Source organism: Roseibium sp. JB4-4 (assembly GCF_055693425.1).
The window spans coordinates 2,252,965-2,266,855 of record NZ_CM146333.1 but is presented as its reverse complement, the minus strand read 5'-3'; the positions used below and the strand labels follow the sequence as shown (position 1 = coordinate 2,266,855).

Genomic DNA, 13,891 nt, shown 5'->3' with positions numbered 1-13,891 from the left:
TGCGCTCCGCGCGGCTTTTTATGTGTTTGAAGTTCGTGCGGCATGTGCCGCGATTTGCGTTTCGACATAGTCTTCGACCATGGCGATTGCCGCCTGGCGGTCGGTCTTGGTGTCGCTAAGGGCCTGGCGGATCCAGACACCATCGATCATGGAGGCAGTACCTTCAGCAATGCGCCGCGCCTCGTGCCGGGGCATGAAGGCGAGCAGGGCATGGGTCAGGTTCGATGCGAGCCTGGCTGCGTAAATACGCAGCAGACGCCGGTTACTGTCTGTCGTCCGGGACTGGACATAAAAGGCCAGCCAAGCCGCAATGACCGTCGGTTGGAACTGATCAACGGCGAAATTGCCGGCAATGATTGCAGAGATACGCTGCCGCGGTGTTTCTGCCTTCGCGAGGCCTTCGCTGATCTCGCGGCCGAGCTCCGCAAGAAGATGGCGCATCGTTGCCGCAAGTAATTGATCTTTCGACCCAAAGTAATGGTGTACCAGCCCGCCAGAAACTCCGGCACGTTTGGCGATCTGAGCCATGGTTATGTCACTGTATCCGCGTTCATGAATAGCATCGACAGTTGCGTCAATAAGGCTGCGCCGCCGCTCCGCTTCCATTCCGACTTTGGGCATCATGATCTCCACATCTCAGCGAAATCTATTTTTAATTGACTAATCAATCAATGAAAACTTGCAAATTTTCCCGGTGGATGTTTGGATCGCGTTCATTCAAGCTGTAGTGAGGGGAACGAGACAGCTGAACGCTGGGCAGTACTCAACTTCCACTGCACATACAAAAGCGACTTTCCGAAGGAGGTACTCAAATGAAAATTGCTGCGAAGCTCGCTGGGGCACTTGCACTTGGACTGATGATGTCCGGAACCGCACTGGCGAACGATCCGGAAACTTGCAAGACCGTTCGTTTCTCTGATGTAGGCTGGACCGACATCACAGCAACGACCGCTGCCACATCAGTCGTGCTCGAGGCGCTCGGATATGAGCCGGAAGTGAAAATTCTTTCCGTGCCGGTTACCTACGCTTCCTTGAAGAACAAGGACATCGATATTTTCCTCGGCAATTGGATGCCGACCATGGAAGGCGACATCAAGGCATATCGCGACGACGGTTCCGTTGAGACGGTCCGTGCAAACCTTGAAGGTGCGAAATACACGCTCGCCGTTCCGAAATACACCTACGACAAGGGCCTGAAGAGCTTTGCCGATATTGCCAAGTTTCGTGATGATCTCGACGGAAAAATCTATGGCATCGAGCCAGGCAATGACGGCAACCGTCTCATCATCGGAATGATCGACGAAAATCTCTTCGATCTGAAAGGCTTTGAAGTTGTCGAGTCTTCGGAGCAAGGCATGCTGGCCCAGGTCGCTCGTGCCAGCCGCCGCGAGAACGACATTGTCTTCCTCGGTTGGGAGCCGCATCCGATGAACGCCAGTTTCGAAATGGCGTATCTTGAAGGTGGCGATGACGTCTTTGGCGCTAACTACGGTGGCGCGACGGTCTACACCAACGTGCGCGCGGGCTATACCGGCGAGTGCCCGAATGTAGGCAAACTTCTTGAAAACCTGGAATTCTCGCTGGCCATGGAAAACGAGATCATGGGCGCGATCCTGATTGACGGTGAAGATCCCAACAAGGCAGCCGCTGCATGGCTGAAGGAGCATCCGGCAACCTTCGAGAACTGGCTTGTCGGCGTAAAGACGTTTGACGGCGGAGACAGCTTCGCTGCCGTGAAAGGGGCCCTTGGCCTCTAACCTGAAGTGAAATCAGCGCCGGCGTGGTCCACCCCGCCGGCGTTTTCCTTTTAAGAAAAAAGAACGGAGAGGCGGGTTGGACTGGCTGACAGACAATAAACTGCCGATCGGCCCTTGGGCACGGTCCGTGGTCGACTGGTTGACTGACAATGCCTATTGGGTATTCGACGGCATCTCGTTATTCCTGGAAACACTGATCGATGGGATCTTGTGGTTGCTGCAGACGCCGCATCCGCTGATCATCGTTGTTGTGGCTGTTGCCATCGGCTACGCGGTTCATCGCACGCTCACCTTCGCGGTGTTCGTGGCTGTTTCGCTGCTGCTCATCATCAACCAGGGCTATTGGGAAGAAACAACCGAAACACTCGCGCTGGTCATTGCGGCCTCTGTCGTTTGTATGGCGGTCGGCGTGCCGATCGGGGTTCTTGGCGCTCACAATCCGCGGTTTTATGCTGCGATGCGCCCGGTGCTGGATCTCATGCAGACCATCCCGACCTTTGTTTATCTGATCCCCGCGCTGATCCTGTTTGGGCTTGGCATGGTGCCTGGACTGATTGCGACTGTGATCTTTGCCATCCCGGCCCCCATTCGCTTGACCCAGCTTGGTGTGTCGTCCACCCCTACGGCGCTTTTGGAAGCAGGCCAGGCATTCGGGGCAACGAAACGCCAGCTTCTTTGGAAAATTGAATTACCTTACGCGCTGCCACAAATCATGGCCGGCCTGACGCAGACCATCATGCTGTCTTTGTCGATGGTGGTGATCGCCGCGCTTGTCGGCGCTGACGGTCTTGGTGTTCCGACACTCAGAGCACTGAACACCGTCAACATTGCACAGGGCTTTGAAGTCGGTGTCTGCATCGTTCTGATTGCCATCGTGCTTGACCGGTTTTTCCGGGCTCAGGAGGGGGCAAACGATGAGTTTAGAACAAACGGCTCCAGTCGTTTCCTTTAAGGAAGTCGACATCGTATTCGGAGACAAGCCCTCAAGCGCACTTCCTCTGATTGATGCTGGAAAAACGCGGCAGGAAATCCAGGCGGAAACGGGTCAGATCCTTGGCGTCGCCGGCGCCAGTTTTGACATTCATGAAGGTGAGGTCATCGTTCTCATGGGCCTGTCGGGTTCCGGCAAGTCAACGCTTCTGCGTGCGGTCAATGGATTGAACCCGGTCATTCGAGGTGAAGTTCAGGTTCATGACGGCAAGCAATTCGTGAACCCGGAAACTTGTTCGGAAAACGATCTGCGTGAATTGCGACGGCACCGGATCGCCATGGTGTTCCAGCAGTTCGGCTTGCTGCCATGGCGCTCGGTTGCTGAAAATGTCGGCTTTGGTCTGGAACTTGCCGGGATGCCTGAAAACGAACGACTGGCCAAAGTTGAGGATCAGTTGAAACTGGTGGGCCTGTCCGGTTGGGGTGAGAAATTCGTTCATGAACTTTCCGGAGGCATGCAGCAGCGTGTCGGCCTGGCACGGGCATTTGCAACCGACGCGCCGATCCTTCTGATGGATGAGCCGTTCTCGGCCCTGGACCCGCTCATCCGTGACAAGCTGCAGGACGACCTTCTTGATCTTCAGAAGGAACTCAATCGAACCATCATTTTCGTGAGCCATGACCTCGACGAAGCTGCCAAGATTGGTTCGCGTATTGCCATCATGGAAGGCGGGAGGGTCATCCAGCTGGGAACTCCCCAGGAGATCGTAAAGTCACCGGCAACTGAGTACGTTGCCGATTTTGTCAGTCACATGAACCCGCTCAATGTTCTGAGAGCCCGCGACATCATGGTGCCGCCGGGCAGCCTTGCCGGGTCGCTTGCCAGTGCCCTGTCCTGTGAAGATGGCACGCCCATCCGCGAAGTCGCGAAACTGAAAAAGTCGAGCACCGAACCCGTTGTGGTTCAAAAGGACGGTGCGATTGTCGGCGTGATCGGTGAAAACGAGCTGCTGGACTGCATGCTTTAGTGTAACGGCATTCCATCGCGGTGATGGATCTGCAGAAATGACAATCCTAAAACAAAAAACGGGGCCCGTCGGCCCCGTTTTCGCGTTGTTGAGCCAAAGCCGCTGGATAAGAGCGACAAAGCCTCTAAACTTAGAGAAGCTCGAGCTGAGCAGCCTGCTTGCCGCGGCCGCGACGGTCGTCTTCGGCAACGAAGGAGATTTTTGCGCCTTCAACTGGCGTACCGATACCGGCCTGCTCAAATGCAGTTACGTGAACGAATACGTCCTTGCCGCCATTTTCAGGCGTGATGAAGCCAAAGCCGCGGTCGTGGTTGAAGAATTTGATTGTGCCGTTCTCACGCATGGAGAAACCTTTCCGTTGGTTAAATGCGCCCGTCCGTTTCCGGCAAAGCGCGGATAAACGAGAAGTCAAATAAGAAACGGAAAGCTTTGTAATTCAGAGCGTAGCTTGATGAAGCCGTTGCCGAAGTCGTCAGTCTCACCGGGTCTTTCGTCATGTCCCGTACGACGCAGCTTGCGCCGACGGAGCATAATGTAAGGCGCAGAGCGTCTTCCGACAAGTGAAAGATGCGTAAGATGGTAAAACAAGCGTTTTTTAGCCCTTTTTTTGGAAAGTGACAGCTTGTGACCCCGGTCACAGAGACAAATTGCTGCCGTGGCTATTGTCCTTTCATGAACTGAGGCACGCAGGGGCCTCGGAAAAACGAAGGGACACCGTCATGTTCAAGAAAGTAGCTAACACCACCATCGCGCTGGCTCTTGTTGCCGGTGCAGCCCTCACCACTCAGACGCAATCTGCAAATGCCGCTGAAGGCTGGCAGGTCGGCGTCGGCATCGCGGGCGGCCTTGCAGCCGGTGCGATCCTGGGGTCCGCTCTCTCGCAGCCGCGCTATGTTGCCCCGCCGCCGGCCTACTATCCGGCACCAGCCCCGGTGGTGTCCTACCGCCCGGCGCCTTGGTCCCCGGCCTGGTACAACTATTGCAGCCGCAAGTATCGCTCGTTTAATCCGAATACCGGCTACTTCCTGGCTTATTCAGGTCAGTACACGTTCTGCCGATAATCAAAATACCCGTCATTTGAACGGGCTTGGACAAAGCAACATAAAGCCGGGGCGCAAACCCCAACAATGGGTATCCGGCTACACTCCCTGCAAGGTATTCCTCCCAACCTTGCAGGGAGTTTTCATTTTGCAAGCGATACTGCCGGACTTGACGAAAGCGCTCGCGTCAAGTCGCAGCACGCTTTGCTGCCCGCATGATAGTTTCCAGCTGATTTAGAAACCGCGATTTGTCCGCCTTGGTAAAGGAAGGGCCACCTTCTCGGATTTCGCCGATCTCGCGCAAATGCGTTTTCAAATCCCGCATCGCAAGACGCATACCCATTGCATCCTCGCTGAACGGTTTTCCGGTCGGCCCGATAACCATTGCGCCCGCTTTGACGCACCTGGACGCCAACGGCACGTCTGCGGTCACGACGACGTCGCCGGTTTTTGCGCGTTCCGCAATCCAGTTATCGGCTTCGTCCGGTCCTTCCGGTACGACAACACGCTCGATCAGGTCGCCTTCCGGCAAACGCATCCAGCTGTTGGACACAAACTTGATTGCAACATTGTGCCGCTCGCCAACCCGGACGGCTTCGTTCTTTACCGGACAGGCATCTGCGTCCACATAAAGTACGGTCATGCACGTTCGCCCTCTTCATGATTGCTTAGATGGTTTTGAATGCCGAGTGCGGCTTGCCGGCCTGTGGCAAAGCAGGCTTGCAGCAGATAGCCGCCGGTTGGTGCTTCCCAATCGAGCATTTCGCCGGCCACAAAGACACCCGGCAAATTGCGCAACATCATTCCATCATCGAGGTCTGCGAGTGCAATGCCACCCGCTGATGATATCGCCCGGTCAATATCGTAAGGGGCAGTGCACAGAACCGACAAAGCCTTGATCCGTGCTGCAAGGCCAGCCGGATCTTCCGGAAGGGGCCTGCCTCGCGCAGGAGCGCCTGCTCGACAGGGCTCAGTTTCAGTGCCTTTTTCAAGAAGGTCGATACGGATTGTTTGTGCCGCGGCCGGGCGAGCTTTTGACTGACCGCGCCTATCGACATGCCAGGGCGTAGATCAATCGTGAGCTCCGCAGAGCCATTTGTTTTGATCTTCTCACGCAGTTCCGCGGAAAGAGCATAGACTGCGCCGCCTTCTAGGCCCTTTGCCGAGAGCAGAGCTTCTCCACTGGATTGGCTGTCATCGAGACTGAGGGAAATGCGCTTCAATGGCGAACCCGCGAACCGTCCTTGCAGAACAGCGCTCCAGGAAACGAGAAAACCGCAATTGGAGGGCTGAAATCGATTTATGTTGATCTGGCGTTTTTCAAGCGCCGGAACCCAGGCAGCATCTGAGCCGAGCTTCGGCCAGCTTGCCCCGCCGAGCGCAAGCAAGAGGGCGCGTATGGGAATGGCTTTCGGCTCTTGGCCATCGGGTTTCAAAAGCGCGTCGCCTTCGTCGGTCAGTCCGGTGAAGGCATGACGTGTCAGCAGTTTGACGCCGCGCTGGTCAAGCCGGCGGAGCCACGCACGCAGCAGCGGAGAGGCTTTCATGGATTTCGGAAACACCCTGCCGCTGCTGCCGACAAAGGTCTCTTCACCCAGTCCATGACACCAGTTCCTGAGGTCGTTGGGCGAAAAAGCACGGATCATGGGTTCCAGGAAGCCGCGTGCCTCGCGATACCGATCCAGAAAAATATCAATGTCTTCGCTGTGGGTCAGGTTCAGACCGCCGCGCCCGGCCATCAGAAACTTGCGGGCCGGGGAAGGCATCTTGTCGGCAATGGTCACCTCAAGCCCCTCGGCCGACAGTTGCTCAGCAGCGAACAGCCCGGCCGGGCCGGCACCTATGATCAGAACATCGGTCATTGCGCCTTATTAGTTGGACTGACCTTGCTTGACCACCGACATTTTCATGTTCTGCAAAGTCTGGCGTCCTGGGGATGGGCCAGTCTGCTTTCGAGTAGCTCGCAGGCATGCTCGTATCGCAAGATGATCTTCTCAAGTTTTTGTTATCCGTCTCATGAGACTATCCGGTCCAACGGTTGGATGTTCCGGCCTGAGCTGAAGTCGCAAAGGCATTTGGCATGGAAAAAAACAGGGACCTTATTGTCGTCGCCGACCCGGATCCCAATGTTCAGTCAGGCTTCCAGAAACTGTTTGGCAGCCAGATGGAAGTCGCCTGCTTTTCTGACTCCGATTCAGCTTTGATTTTCTTGAAGCAACAACCCGGTGTTGCCATCGTCTGCTCCTGTTTCAATTTGCCTGGTCGCGGTGGATCGGCGTTTTTGAGGGCTTCGGAAATCATTGCGCCAATGGCGGCAAGGGTGATGTTGACGCGGGAACGGTCAGCAGAAGCTGTCAAACAGGCGCTGAATGAAGGTCATGCTTTCATGTTTCTGGACAAGCCGAGCCAGCCGGCAGACCTGGTTGCAGCTATGGAAACGGCTCTGGCACATCATCGACAGCTGTTCAAAGATCGGGCATTGCTTGAACGAACCCTGGCTGGTTCAGTCAAGCTTCTCATTGACATGATGGCCCTTTTTCACCCCGAAGCTTTCCGGCGCACGGGTGTCGTGCGCAAACAAGCTCTCAAGCTCGCCAAGGCATCGGGCATGAAAAAGACCTGGGAGCTTGAAATGGCGGTCATGCTCTCGCCTCTCGGTGAAGCGCTGCTGCCGAAACAAGTCCTTGCCCGCTATCGCGCAGCGCGCAGCCTGACCGAGCAGGAGCGCGATGTGCTCGACAAGTCTCCTGCCCAAACGCAGGAACTTCTGAAAAACGTTCCGCAATTGGAGCGGGTGTCCGACTATCTCTATTTGTCGGCACGCGGGTTTGATGGATCCGGTTTTCCAAAGGATGGGCCGACGGGAACAGACATTCCGCAAATCTCCAGAATACTGAAACTGCTGACAGATCTCTGGTACGCCAGTCCTGAAGCCGGACCGGATGCTGCGGCGTTTGAGGCCATGACGATAAATCGCCGGAAATACGACCCCAAGCTATTGGAGCTGGCCAGGGACGTCTTGATGGACGATGTTCCGGAGGAGCGCAAAAAGCATGTGGCTGAATGTCATATCCGTTCGCTGCGGCCCGGCGATATTCTCGTTGATGACGCTCTGACCGAAAGCAATCATGAACTGGTTCTGTCTCGCGGACATACTTTGACCCCGACGACGATCCGTCGCCTTGAGCATTTCCATCAGACCACTGGTGTCCGCCAGCCAATTCGCGTCGAGCGGCATGAAGTTGCTCATAAGGCGGTGTCTGATCCGGCTTAGGGCGTGTTCTTGTTGTCCAGTAGTTCAGCTTCATATGCCTTGGCGACACGCAAGAAACGGGCATGGGCATAATTCATGGACAGGATCAGTCCCCACCAACCGTATTTGCGGTATCTGCGAACGAAATAGGCCTTGAAAAAGCTGACAGGAAATTCGGTTATCAGGCGGCTTCTGGACAGTCGTCTGCCGCGGCTTCGCATGTCCTCCACCTGCATGGCGGAATAGCGATTGTATTTTTCAACCTGAAAATCGAGCGAGCGGATCGACCGGTGCGCCATGATGCCTGACAGATTGTCGAGCTTGGCACCGGGATCGGGTCGGACGGTGTCGTGAACCGTTGAGTCTGAGAACCGTCCTTTGCGCCGGTCATAGAGCCGTATCTGGTGGTAGCCATAGGCCCAGGGCGCAGGTGCGCTTTCATGCGCGTACATGTCCCGGATCATGATCCGCCAGCCATCGGCGTCATTGAAAGTATGGTCGGCGAATTTCGCCTTGATCTCCGCCGCCAGTTCCGGCGTCACCTCTTCATCGGCATCGAGGTTCAAAATCCAGTCATGTTTGCACTGGTCTTCGCCATAGCGCTTCTGCGGGCCATATCCGAGCCATTCGTGGAAAACCACGCGAGCACCAAGGCTCTTGGCAACTGCAACCGTGTCGTCGTTTGAGCCGCTGTCGACCACGATGACCTCGTGCACCCAGTCGATCACGCTCTCAATCGGCCGGACAATGCGGTCGGCTTCATTTCTGGCAATGATGAACACGGAAAGGGGAAGTCGGCTGGTCATCGCTGTTCCGGCTTGTTGATCGCCGGAAGACCCCGGCGCGACTATTTAGCCGCGCCGGACGCTGATTTGAAGAAAAGAAATCAGGAATTTACACGTGCAAACAAAGCATCGTGCCCAGCCAGAGTGACCTTGGTGCCTTCAAAAGCGCCGGAAAAACCGGGGGCATTCAGGTTTTCAAGATCGAGGCTTTCAACCTCGACGGTCGCCGGAGCCGATCCCAAGTTGAAGGCGCACAGGATGGTTTCGCCGTTATGCGAACGCGTGAACACCAGGGTTTCGCCCGCGGTGTCGAGAAAGTGCATATCGCCTTTCTTGAGAGGGGCGTGGTTCTGCCGCCAAGCATAAAACGCACGATTGCGGTTCAAAATGGAAGCTTCATCCTTGTCCTGCTCAAAAGCTGCGAACTCAAGATGTTCGGGCGCGACTGGTAACCAGGGCTCGGCTTGGGAGAAACCGGCGTAACCATTGTCCCTTACCCACGGCATCGGAGTTCGGCAACCGTCGCGGCCCTTATAGTCGGGCCAGAAACGTATGCCGTACGGGTCCTGTAGTTTCTCGAAAGGTACATCGGCCTGCGGCAGGCCCAGTTCCTCACCTTGATACAGGCACGGCGTTCCTCGAAGTGATGCGCATAGGGCGGTTTCGAAAGGAGCAAATCTGGCAACTTCCTGACCGGCACCCCAACGGGTACCCACTCGTTGCACATCATGGTTGGACAGCGCCCAGCTGGCCCAGCCAGATCCTATGCCGTCGTTCATTTCTTCAACAATACGGCGGATATAGGCTGCTGAATGCTGCGGCGTCAGCAGGTCGAAGCTATAGGCCATGTGAATGCGCTTGCCGACTTCCGTATAAGACGCAGTCAGTTCTACTGCTTGGCCGTCCGCACCTATTTCTCCAACTGATGTCGCGCCCGGATACTGGTCGAGCAATGCTCGCAGTCTTTCCAGGAATATTAGGTTTTCAGGTCTGGTCTTGTCGTAAATGTGGTCCTGGTAGCCATAAGGGTTGGACGGATCCACGGTGGATGGAAGCTCGTGAGCGCTGAGCGGCGGATTGTCTCTCAGTTCTTTGTCATGCACATAGAAATTCACTGTGTCGAGACGGAAACCGTCGACACCTCTGTCGAGCCAGAACCTGGCAACATCCAGGACGGCATCCTGAACGTCCATATTGTGAAAGTTGAGATCCGGCTGGCTGGCGAGGAAATTGTGCATGTAGTACTGGCGCCGGTGGCTGTCCCACTCCCAGGCGGGCCCGCCGAATATCGATAGCCAGTTGTTGGGGACGTTTCCGTCCGGCTTTGCATCAGCCCAGACAAACCAGTCCGCCTTCGGATTGTTCTTAGAAGACCGGCTTTCAACGAACCAGGGGTGTTGGTCGGACGTGTGCGAAATCACAAGGTCGATAATAACTTTCAGACCGCGTTCATGAGCAGCGGCAAGCATCCGGTCAAAATCCGCGAGTGAGCCGAACATCGGATCGACGTCCACATAGTTGGAAACGTCGTAGCCGAAATCCGCCATGGGGGATGTGAAGAACGGAGACAGCCAAATGGCATCCACACCGAGAGAGGCGACATAGTCCATGCGTTCAGTCACGCCGTTCAGGTCGCCGATACCATCCCCATTCGTGTCGTTGAACGAGCGAGGGTAGATCTGATAGATCACAGCTCCGCGCCACCAGTCCTGGTCCTTGATCGCATTTTCAGACATCTCGGCCTCCTGGCCCGTTTCGGCTTCTTCGAACATTGCCGGTCTCCCTTTCGCCGACTGATCATCCGTTTCTGCCCGGTTGGCTTGAAACAGTCTTGGTAAATCTGGACGGTTCACTAGAATTCAAAGCGCTTTGAATGGCTATATGCCGCGGATCGCAAGGTCAAGGTGTCGTTGGTAAAAAGTCGTGTGATTCTTGCAAGTCAGAGGAGAAAGCCGCTCTCGAACGAATGTGCGGAAAAGCAAAAACCGGCCCTGCGAGGCAGGGCCGGCTAAAGAACTGAAAAGTCTTGAAACAGGATTTGGTCAGCAACAATTGCGCAATACCGCGTGTACATGACGCTTCGATGAATACCCTTCGTAAAGGGCACTCATTTGTGCAGAACCTTTGCGCCGCTGATGTCTGTTCGCAACAAACACGTTTCACGACACAATATGAAATTTCATAAGTTATTGGAAAATATATCTTAAATAAAAAGTTATGACGTTTAGGTCACTTTCTTCTTGCAAAGCAGCATGGAAGCTGGAACTGTCCGGCAATATCAAATTCAGCAAAGTGGTGAATGAGCCGGGCACGAACCTGTGCCGTTGTGATGCGACAAGCCGCTTCGCGTGACGAAACCTGGAGGAAGTGTCATGACGGCAGCAATGGTGGGATGGGCACACATGCCCTTCGGCAAGCATGCGGAAGAAACAGTCGAGAGCATGATCGTCAGGGTTGCCGTGGACGCCATCCACGATGCTGGCATTGCACCGGAAGACGTCGACGAAATTCTACTCGGGCACTTCAACGCAGGCTTTTCCGTTCAGGACTTTACGGCCTCTCTTGTGCTGCAGGCCGATCCGGCGCTTCGTTTCAAACCGGCGACACGGGTTGAAAACGCTTGCGCGACGGGTTCAGCCGCGGTTCATCAGGGTGTGAGGGCGATCGCCTCCGGAGATGCCCGCTTCGTGCTTGTTGTTGGTGTCGAGCAGATGACAACGACCCCGGGTCCGGAAATCGGGAAGAACCTGTTGAAAGCCTCCTACTTGAAGGAAGAAGGTGATATTCCGGCCGGCTTTGCCGGGGTTTTCGGAAAAATAGCAGATGCCTATTTCCAGAAATTCGGAGACCAGTCCGACGCACTGGCCAAAATTGCCGCCAAGAACCACAAGAACGGCGTCAACAATCCCTATGCGCAGATGCGCAAGGATCTTGGCTTCGAGTTCTGCCGCGCCGAAAGCGAGAAAAACCCGTTTGTTGCCGGTCCCTTGAAGCGGACCGACTGTTCATTGGTGTCTGACGGCGCTGCGGCACTCGTTCTGACGGACCCTGCAACCGCGCTTGGCATGAAGAAGGCCGTTGCGTTCCGCGGTATGTCGCACGTGCAGGACTTTCTGCCGATGTCCAAGCGCGACATCCTGAAATTTGAAGGTTGCTCCAAGGCTTGGGGCGAAGCACTCGGCGACGCCAATCTGGCGCTGGAGGATCTTTCCTTTGTTGAAACCCATGACTGTTTCACAATTGCAGAGTTGCTCGAATATGAAGCGATGGGTCTGACCGCAGAAGGTGAAGGCGCCAAGGCGGTTCTTGAAGGCTGGACCGAAATGGGCGGTAAGCTGCCGGTCAATCCGTCTGGCGGGCTCAAGGCAAAAGGGCATCCGATCGGTGCAACAGGCGTCTCCATGCATGTTTTGACTGCGATGCAGTTGACCGATACGGCGGGCGATATTCAGGTCAAGAACGCTGAAATCGGTGGCATCTTCAACATGGGCGGTGCGGCCGTCGCCAATTTTGTTTCCGTGTTGCAGGCGATGAAATAGAACAGTCGTCTCCATTGCGCGGGGGTGACGTCGATCATCCCCGCCAAAATATTGCGGCACCCGATTACCGATCCAATGGGTTGTGAAACGGCGGTTTTGGGACCCGCAGCGTCAACCTTCGACAGTCTCCAGAATAGCTGGTTGACCGAAGTGCGCAGGCCATCCCAGTTTTTTCTTGCAACTAGGGCGATTGAACTGCTTCAAGGGACTTCGAAAGCGCAATAGTACGGTGGGACATGATCTTGCCATTTCGCTTTGTCATCAGGCGGCGCGGACGTCATGCGTCCTGCAATGTGTTGACCGGGCTCAGGTTGTTCGAATGGATCTCTCGCAGCACATGCTGGTGCTGATATCAACGATGGCGATGACAGTGCCGTTGTTTGGCGCTCTGTGCTGTTTGTTACAAGACCGGCACAAAACCCTGTTTCGGGTCCTTGCTGCGTTTTTTCTGGCAGCCGCTGTCACGGAACTGCCTACGGCCTTGCAGATGGTCGTGACCGGAGCGAGTTTTGTCACGCTGCTGGAAGCGCTCTGGCTGTTGGCCATGGCGTGTGTCACGCCACTGATCTGGCTCTATGTCTGGATACTGACTTCAGAAGACGAAGGCCTTCCGGAAAAACTTTATCGGCATTTGGTTTTGCCTGGCTTCACGCTGCTGACAAGCGGTTCCATTGTCCTTTATCTGGTGTTGGCGGACCTGCGCCTTTTCAGCGTTTCGGAAGAGACGTTGCTGCAAGCGGCAGATGCGATCAACTGGGTGTTCTGGGCGCTGGTGACCGTCGTGATCAAGCTCCAGTGGGGCGTTTACATTCTGCTGGTCTATCGCCGGCTTGTGTCTTATCGAATTCGCTTGAAGGACCTTTTTGCAAGCACCGAAAGCAAGGAGTTGCGCTGGATAGCCTTTGTGGTCGGCATCAGCGGATTTTATTGGATCCTCAGTCTGATCTCGTCGCTCCTGAGTTACATGATCCCGGATTACAGCGGACTCCCAAGACTTGCGTATTTTCTGCTTAATCTGACACTTCAGACGATTATGGCTGTTTGGGGCTTGAGACAACGGCCAGGACTGAGACCTCAAGAAAATGTCGCTCGCGTACCCGAACAACGCTATGCGAACTCGGCACTGACTGAAGATGCAACGGATCGCATTGCTGCCAAATTGCGCAAGGCGATGACGGCCGACAAGCTCTATCTCAATCCAAACCTGTCACTCTGGATTCTGGCCCGACACACCGGTGTGAGCGAGAATTACATTTCCCAGGTTCTGAACGAGGTGATCGGTCAGAATTTTTTCGACTTTGTAAACAGCCACCGCATTGAGGCAGCAAAGAGCAACCTGAGGGATAGCGACGATACGATCCTGGCCATTGCGCTTGATGCCGGTTTCAACTCCCGATCTTCCTTTTATTCAGCCTTCAAGAAAGTGACGGGGCAGACGCCAACGGCTTATCGAAAAGCACAAGGGACGGTCGACAAGTTTTCGACAAATCTGTCCGTCTGAGCTGAACCGGACGACATGTATCGCCAAAAAGGCCTATCCGGCGAAATCTCAACCGGAG

Annotated in this window: 12 protein-coding genes and 1 pseudogene; 7 read left to right on the top strand and 6 right to left on the bottom strand. The window is 55.2% G+C overall.

From position 1 onward, the window contains the following. Positions 1-18: 18 nt before the first annotated feature. Entirely contained in the window at positions 19-621 is a 603-nt protein-coding gene (gene betI / locus ACZ1HV_RS10450; RefSeq protein WP_298960288.1) for a transcriptional regulator BetI, read from the bottom strand. Positions 622-812: 191 nt separating this feature from the next. On the opposite strand from betI, the gene ACZ1HV_RS10445 reads away from it, so the two are divergent. The 3 genes from ACZ1HV_RS10445 to choV all read left to right on the top strand — a co-directional run bounded on the left by ACZ1HV_RS10445 (position 813) and on the right by choV (position 3,715). Next, positions 813-1,757: a choline ABC transporter substrate-binding protein gene (locus tag ACZ1HV_RS10445; RefSeq protein ID WP_298821085.1), complete on the top strand. Its 945-nt coding sequence runs from the start codon at positions 813-815 to the stop codon at positions 1,755-1,757. A gap of 76 nt (positions 1,758-1,833) precedes the next feature. Continuing rightward, a complete protein-coding gene (gene choW, locus ACZ1HV_RS10440; protein ID WP_472718019.1) occupies positions 1,834-2,709 on the top strand; it encodes a choline ABC transporter permease subunit in 876 nt (291 codons plus the stop codon). Continuing rightward, on the top strand, positions 2,672-3,715 hold the full coding sequence (gene choV, locus ACZ1HV_RS10435) for a choline ABC transporter ATP-binding protein (RefSeq protein WP_298821081.1): 1,044 nt from the start codon (positions 2,672-2,674) through the stop codon (positions 3,713-3,715). Before choW ends, choV begins: the two co-directional genes overlap by 38 nt. 130 nt (positions 3,716-3,845) lie before the next feature. Here choV and ACZ1HV_RS10430 read toward each other — a convergent pair whose 3' ends face one another. Beyond that, a complete protein-coding gene (locus ACZ1HV_RS10430; protein ID WP_141188395.1) occupies positions 3,846-4,058 on the bottom strand; it encodes a cold-shock protein in 213 nt (70 codons plus the stop codon). A 376-nt stretch (positions 4,059-4,434) separates the two neighbouring features. Here ACZ1HV_RS10430 and ACZ1HV_RS10425 point away from each other — a divergent pair, with 376 nt between their 5' ends. After that, a complete protein-coding gene (locus tag ACZ1HV_RS10425) occupies positions 4,435-4,776 on the top strand; it encodes a BA14K family protein (RefSeq protein WP_298821078.1) in 342 nt (113 codons plus the stop codon). Between the two features lie 166 nt (positions 4,777-4,942). Here the strand turns inward: ACZ1HV_RS10425 and ACZ1HV_RS10420 are convergent, their stop codons facing one another. Both ACZ1HV_RS10420 and ACZ1HV_RS10415 read right to left on the bottom strand, forming a co-directional pair. Beyond that, positions 4,943-5,398, bottom strand: coding sequence for a YaiI/YqxD family protein (locus ACZ1HV_RS10420; protein WP_298821076.1), 456 nt, complete (start codon positions 5,396-5,398; stop codon positions 4,943-4,945). Continuing rightward, positions 5,395-6,617, bottom strand: a pseudogene (locus ACZ1HV_RS10415) (TIGR03862 family flavoprotein). The gene ACZ1HV_RS10420 and the pseudogene ACZ1HV_RS10415 overlap by 4 nt, the downstream one beginning before the upstream one ends. A 218-nt stretch (positions 6,618-6,835) precedes the next feature. On the opposite strand from ACZ1HV_RS10415, the gene ACZ1HV_RS10410 reads away from it, so the two are divergent. Next, entirely contained in the window at positions 6,836-8,029 is a 1,194-nt protein-coding gene (locus ACZ1HV_RS10410; RefSeq protein WP_298821072.1) for an HD domain-containing phosphohydrolase, read from the top strand. On the opposite strand, the gene ACZ1HV_RS10405 is transcribed toward ACZ1HV_RS10410, so the two are convergent. Both ACZ1HV_RS10405 and ACZ1HV_RS10400 read right to left on the bottom strand, forming a co-directional pair. Further along, entirely contained in the window at positions 8,026-8,814 is a 789-nt protein-coding gene (locus tag ACZ1HV_RS10405) for a glycosyltransferase family 2 protein (protein WP_472718018.1), read from the bottom strand. The genes ACZ1HV_RS10410 and ACZ1HV_RS10405 overlap by 4 nt on opposite strands. 80 nt (positions 8,815-8,894) lie before the next feature. Beyond that, positions 8,895-10,565 carry an alpha-glucosidase gene (locus ACZ1HV_RS10400; RefSeq protein WP_472718017.1) on the bottom strand — a complete coding sequence of 557 codons (1,671 nt, stop codon included), beginning with the start codon at positions 10,563-10,565 and terminating at the stop codon, positions 8,895-8,897. A gap of 600 nt (positions 10,566-11,165) precedes the next feature. Between ACZ1HV_RS10400 and ACZ1HV_RS10395 the strand changes: the two genes are divergently transcribed. Beyond that, positions 11,166-12,332, top strand: coding sequence for an acetyl-CoA acetyltransferase (locus tag ACZ1HV_RS10395; RefSeq protein ID WP_298821063.1), 1,167 nt, complete (start codon positions 11,166-11,168; stop codon positions 12,330-12,332). A gap of 319 nt (positions 12,333-12,651) precedes the next feature. Further along, on the top strand, positions 12,652-13,833 hold the full coding sequence (locus tag ACZ1HV_RS10390) for a helix-turn-helix domain-containing protein (protein ID WP_472718016.1): 1,182 nt from the start codon (positions 12,652-12,654) through the stop codon (positions 13,831-13,833). The last annotated feature ends 58 nt before the right edge of the window (positions 13,834-13,891 follow it).

Coding starts and splice junctions, on each gene's coding strand:
- betI (WP_298960288.1), bottom strand. CDS start 621: ATGCCCAAAGTCGGAATGGAAGCGGAGCGGCGGCGCAGCCTTATTGAC.
- ACZ1HV_RS10445 (WP_298821085.1), top strand. CDS start 813: ATGAAAATTGCTGCGAAGCTCGCTGGGGCACTTGCACTTGGACTGATG.
- choV (WP_298821081.1), top strand. CDS start 2,672: ATGAGTTTAGAACAAACGGCTCCAGTCGTTTCCTTTAAGGAAGTCGAC.
- ACZ1HV_RS10430 (WP_141188395.1), bottom strand. CDS start 4,058: ATGCGTGAGAACGGCACAATCAAATTCTTCAACCACGACCGCGGCTTT.
- ACZ1HV_RS10425 (WP_298821078.1), top strand. CDS start 4,435: ATGTTCAAGAAAGTAGCTAACACCACCATCGCGCTGGCTCTTGTTGCC.
- ACZ1HV_RS10420 (WP_298821076.1), bottom strand. CDS start 5,398: ATGACCGTACTTTATGTGGACGCAGATGCCTGTCCGGTAAAGAACGAA.
- ACZ1HV_RS10410 (WP_298821072.1), top strand. CDS start 6,836: ATGGAAAAAAACAGGGACCTTATTGTCGTCGCCGACCCGGATCCCAAT.
- ACZ1HV_RS10405 (WP_472718018.1), bottom strand. CDS start 8,814: ATGACCAGCCGACTTCCCCTTTCCGTGTTCATCATTGCCAGAAATGAA.
- ACZ1HV_RS10400 (WP_472718017.1), bottom strand. CDS start 10,565: ATGTTCGAAGAAGCCGAAACGGGCCAGGAGGCCGAGATGTCTGAAAAT.
- ACZ1HV_RS10395 (WP_298821063.1), top strand. CDS start 11,166: ATGACGGCAGCAATGGTGGGATGGGCACACATGCCCTTCGGCAAGCAT.
- ACZ1HV_RS10390 (WP_472718016.1), top strand. CDS start 12,652: ATGGATCTCTCGCAGCACATGCTGGTGCTGATATCAACGATGGCGATG.